Source organism: Streptomyces sp. NPDC059456, assembly GCF_042750055.1.
In the GTDB taxonomy this organism is placed as follows: Bacteria; Actinomycetota; Actinomycetes; order Streptomycetales; family Streptomycetaceae; genus Streptomyces.
This window is the reverse complement of sequence record NZ_JBHYVA010000432.1, coordinates 3410-7357: the sequence shown is the minus strand read 5'-3', so window position 1 is coordinate 7357 and position 3948 is coordinate 3410. Positions and strand designations below refer to the sequence as shown.

The 3948-nt window shown below is 74.3% G+C and carries 5 protein-coding genes; 1 reads left to right on the top strand and 4 read right to left on the bottom strand.

From position 1 onward, the window contains the following. Window positions 1-133: 133 nt before the first annotated feature. On the bottom strand, window positions 134-754 hold the full coding sequence (locus ACFXA3_RS29310) for a DUF4232 domain-containing protein (RefSeq protein ID WP_385191545.1): 621 nt from the start codon (window positions 752-754) through the stop codon (window positions 134-136). Window positions 755-969: 215 nt separating this feature from the next. Beyond that, entirely contained in the window at window positions 970-1902 is a 933-nt protein-coding gene (locus tag ACFXA3_RS29305) for a LysR substrate-binding domain-containing protein (protein ID WP_385191543.1), read from the bottom strand. 208 nt (window positions 1903-2110) lie between these two features. Between ACFXA3_RS29305 and snpA the strand changes: the two genes are divergently transcribed. Further along, complete coding sequence (gene snpA / locus ACFXA3_RS29300) at window positions 2111-2782, top strand: snapalysin (protein WP_385191542.1); 672 nt, start codon at window positions 2111-2113, stop codon at window positions 2780-2782. A 22-nt stretch (window positions 2783-2804) separates the two neighbouring features. Here the strand turns inward: snpA and ACFXA3_RS29295 are convergent, their stop codons facing one another. Beyond that, window positions 2805-3035 carry a hypothetical protein gene (locus ACFXA3_RS29295; protein WP_385191540.1) on the bottom strand — a complete coding sequence of 77 codons (231 nt, stop codon included), beginning with the start codon at window positions 3033-3035 and terminating at the stop codon, window positions 2805-2807. A 155-nt stretch (window positions 3036-3190) separates the two neighbouring features. Further along, window positions 3191-3805, bottom strand: coding sequence for a GNAT family N-acetyltransferase (locus ACFXA3_RS29290; RefSeq protein ID WP_385191539.1), 615 nt, complete (start codon window positions 3803-3805; stop codon window positions 3191-3193). Between the last annotated feature and the right edge of the window lie 143 nt (window positions 3806-3948).

Genomic DNA, 3948 nt, shown 5'->3' with positions numbered 1-3948 from the left:
TCACCCCCCCCGCCCGCCCGCCCCCCCGCCGCGCGGGGGGGGCCCCCCGCCCCGGCGGCCGCGCCCCCCCCCCCCCCCCCCCGCCGTACACCTCGGGCGCAGCGTCAGCCCGTCGGGCCGGTCACCGGGCGGGTCACCGGGCCGTCGCCCTCCAGGGCCCGATGCCGAGCTTCCCGGTGTTCCCCAAGTCGACGGAATGGCCGAGCTCCAGCTCCAGCCGGGGCGCACCGGGCCGCGGGGTCACGTCCACGACCCATCCCTCGGCGGCGGGCACCGTCGTGTCGGTCACCAGGTTCCGCCACACCATCCCGACCGTGGCCGCCTGGCCGGGCTGGAGCTCCACCTGCTGCGGGGCACCGTCCACGCCGGTCAGCGCAGTGGTGATGCCGTCCGTGCCGTGCACCACCGCCACGTCCACCGGGGCCCGCTTCCTGTCCAGCAGCTGGATCTCCGGATAGCCCTCCAGCACGTACGGCTGCGCACCGCAGTTGACCAGCTGGATGTCGGCCACCCGAAGCCCCATCGCGGAATCCCCGCTGCCCTCCCGAAGCCGTACGCCCCCTTCGGGGCAGGGATCCGGCCGCGGGGAACCGACCGCCGGGGGCACCGGTCGCGACGTACGGGGAGCGGGCGCGGCCCCGCCCCAACCGGGCCCCGGCGCGGGCGCGGGCGGGGGCGGCGTATCGCAGCCCACCACCAGCGCGGCCAACAGCACGCCTCCGACAACCCCACCGGCCCACCGAGTCCCCACCATCCCCCGACCCTACGCCGCCCCCAACTCCCCACCCCCAACTCCCCACCCCCACCGGCGCGCACCCCTTCCCGACCGGGCGACCCCGCCGGCGTCTGAGGCGCGGGGCGGCGCCACGGCAGGGGCGGTGGCGGAATCCCGCGCGGCCGCGGCGCACCGGCGGGCGCGGCCTCATCCGGTGCCGGTGCCGGTGCCGGTGCCGCGGCGCCGGGGGGCGGCTAGGCGGCCAGTAGGGGGCTTTCGTGGTGGCGGAGCCAGGCCCGGTACGGCGGGGTGCGGAGCGCGGCCTCGCGGTACGCCGCCCGGAGGTCCTCGAAGATCTCGGCATGCGCGCCCGGCCGGCTGGCCATCAGCAGCCGGACGGCGAGGGGGTCCCCGGACAGCGGCCGGATGGCCATGTCGTCGCGCGGCCCCGACGTCGGCTGGCAGGGGGCCACCGCCTCGCCGGAGACGATCAGCGAGGTCGCGGTGTGGTAGTCGGCGTGCAGGACGGGCGGGTCCACCCCGGCCACGGCGAACACCCGCCGCAGGCCGTCCCATTCACCGTCCACGGAGGGGTCGACCGTCCACCGGTCGGCCGCCAGGTCCTGTAACCGGACCACCGGCCGCCGCGCCGCGGGATGGTCCCGGGACATCGACACGAACTGCGGCTCCCGTTCCATCAGGACCCGCAGCTCCAGCCCCGCCGGCACCCGCAGCGGGCTGCCCTCGACCTCGTGCACGAAGGCCACGTCCAGCTGCCCCGAAGCCACCATCCGCAGCAGCGCGTTGGCCGACACGTCCACCACCAGCGAGGTTTCCGTGTCGGGCAGCCTGCGGTGGATCCGGCGCAGCCATCCCGGCAGGGCCCTGCTGGCGGTGGAGCCGATGTTCAGCCGCGGCCCGCGGGCCAGCGCCCTGGCCTCGGCGACGAGCGCGGCCATCTGGTCGAGGAGCGGGCGGGCCCGGCCGAGGACGGTCCGGCCGAAGGGGGTGGGCCGGCAGCCGGTCCGCTCGCGCAGGAACAGCTCGCCGTCCAGGGCGCGTTCGATGCGGCGCAGCTGCGTCGTGAGGGAGGGCTGGCTCACGCCGAGCTGCCGCGCGGCCTTGTGCAGACTGCCGGCGTCGGCAATGGCGCACAGTGCGCGCAGGTGCCTCACCTCAAGCTCCATGCCCCGAGAGTAGGCCGCTGTCAGTGGACCGCACCAGCCACTGATACCCCCTCTAATCCCGCCATTCTCATGGAAGTTGACCTTCCGAAATCTTCCCGATAGGGCGGCGTTATCGATGGCTGACATCATCCGCCGGCCGCTCCCGCTCCCGCAGACTCCGGTACCGAACGACCCACCCCCCGCACCGGATGAGTAGGAGCTCCCCCACATGCGCCACTCCCGTATGTCCCGCAAGGCCGCGCTGGCCGCCACCGTCGGCCTCGGCTTCGTGGCCGCCCTCGGTGTCGTCCCCACCGCCACCGCGGCCCCCGCCTCCGCCCCTGCCGGCAATGCCGCGAGCTACGCGGCGTACGCGCACTCGCAGGAGAACCAGGACGCGAACCGCGCCTTCTTCGAGGCCGTGCAGCGCTCGGTCGCCGAGCAGCGTGCCGCGAACCCGGGCGTCCTCGCGGTGACCGTCACGTACAACACGCGCAACGCGCCCAGCTTCCGCAGCCAGATATCCCGCTCGGCGCAGATATGGAACAGCTCGGTCTCGAACGTGAAGCTCCAGGAGGTGTCCTCCGGCGGGAACTTCTCGTACTACGAGGGCAACGACTCGCGCGGTTCGTACGCGAGCACGGACGGCCACGGCCGGGGCTACATCTTCCTGGACTACCAGCAGAACCAGCAGTACGACTCCACCCGGGTGACCGCGCACGAGACCGGTCACGTGCTGGGCCTGCCGGACCACTACTCGGGGCCGTGCTCCGAGCTGATGTCGGGCGGCGGCCCGGGCACGTCCTGCACGAACCCCTACCCGAACAGCACGGAGCGCTCGCGCGTGAACCAGCTCTGGCGCAACGGGCTCGCCGCGTCGGGCCTGGGGTCGAAGGGCTAGCCGTTTCGGCCGGCCGTCGGAGCTAGGGGAGTTTTCCCACCTCGGGTACGTATTCCGCGCAGTCCGGGTTCCGGCAGGGACCCGGTACCCACTCCGGAATGAAGATCCCCAGCGCTTTGCGCCGCCGGATGACGGTGTCCACGGGGCGCCCGCAGACCGGGCACGCGAGCTGCTCGTGCGCGGTCTGCGGGGCCACGACCTCATGCGGGTGCGTGTGGCGCCGGTCCTGCTGTCGGTGCTGTTCGCCGGCCATACCTCCACGGTAGGCCGGTTCCGGCCGTCCGGCCGGTTTCAGCGGTTGACGGCGTACGAGCCGGCCGCCCGGCCGCCGCCGACGGTGCGCGCGCCGGTCGGGGACGCGTCGGCCGGAGCACCGCGCATGCGGTGCTCACGCGGCCGTCGTCGCCGTCACGACACGGCGAGTGCCTGCGGCTTGCGCCACATCGGCCACATCAGCGGCCCCTGCGGCAGCTGCACCGCCTCACCGGTGAATTCCCAGCCGAGCCGCTCGTACAGGCCCTTGCTGCGCTCACTGCTCGCCTCCAGGTAGGCGGGGACGCCCTCGCGGTCGCAGCGCTCCAGCACCGGCCGCATCAGCTCGGTCCCCAGCCCCTCGCCCTGCCTCCCCGGCGCGACCGCGATCATCAGCAGGTACTCGTGCTCCTCGGAGGTCGGGTGCACCGCGCCCGTGAGCCGGCCCACCAGCTCGCACCGCTCGTTGTCCGGGTCGGCGACCGCCCGCATCTTCGCCGGGACGTCGTCCCCGGCGTCTTCCCCCTCCGGCTCCCCCGCCGGCACCCGCAGCCACAGGGCGGCGGCCGAGCCGTCCGCCGCGTAGTCGATCCGCCCCTCGGCCAGCGCCACGTCCACGAAGACGCCCAGGAACCGGCCGTGCACCGCGGCCCGGTGCTCCGGGTCCGGGAAGACCCAGCTGCTCACCGGGTCGGCGCGGAAGGCCTCGTCGAGCAGGTGCGCCACCGCGTCCCGGTCCGACTGATCCGCCTGACGTATCTCCAGCGCCACTGGTCACACCCTCCGCTCGCGTTTCAACTGCCGCCAGCGATCCTAGAGTTGGCCCCGAACAGCGGAAAGCCCCCGGGGGGGGACCCCACGGGGGGGGAGGAGCGCTGGGGCGCCCCACCGACACAAAGACACACAAGTATCGC

Coding starts and splice junctions, on each gene's coding strand:
- ACFXA3_RS29310 (WP_385191545.1), bottom strand. CDS start 754: ATGGTGGGGACTCGGTGGGCCGGTGGGGTTGTCGGAGGCGTGCTGTTG.
- ACFXA3_RS29305 (WP_385191543.1), bottom strand. CDS start 1,902: ATGGAGCTTGAGGTGAGGCACCTGCGCGCACTGTGCGCCATTGCCGAC.
- snpA (WP_385191542.1), top strand. CDS start 2,111: ATGCGCCACTCCCGTATGTCCCGCAAGGCCGCGCTGGCCGCCACCGTC.
- ACFXA3_RS29295 (WP_385191540.1), bottom strand. CDS start 3,035: ATGGCCGGCGAACAGCACCGACAGCAGGACCGGCGCCACACGCACCCG.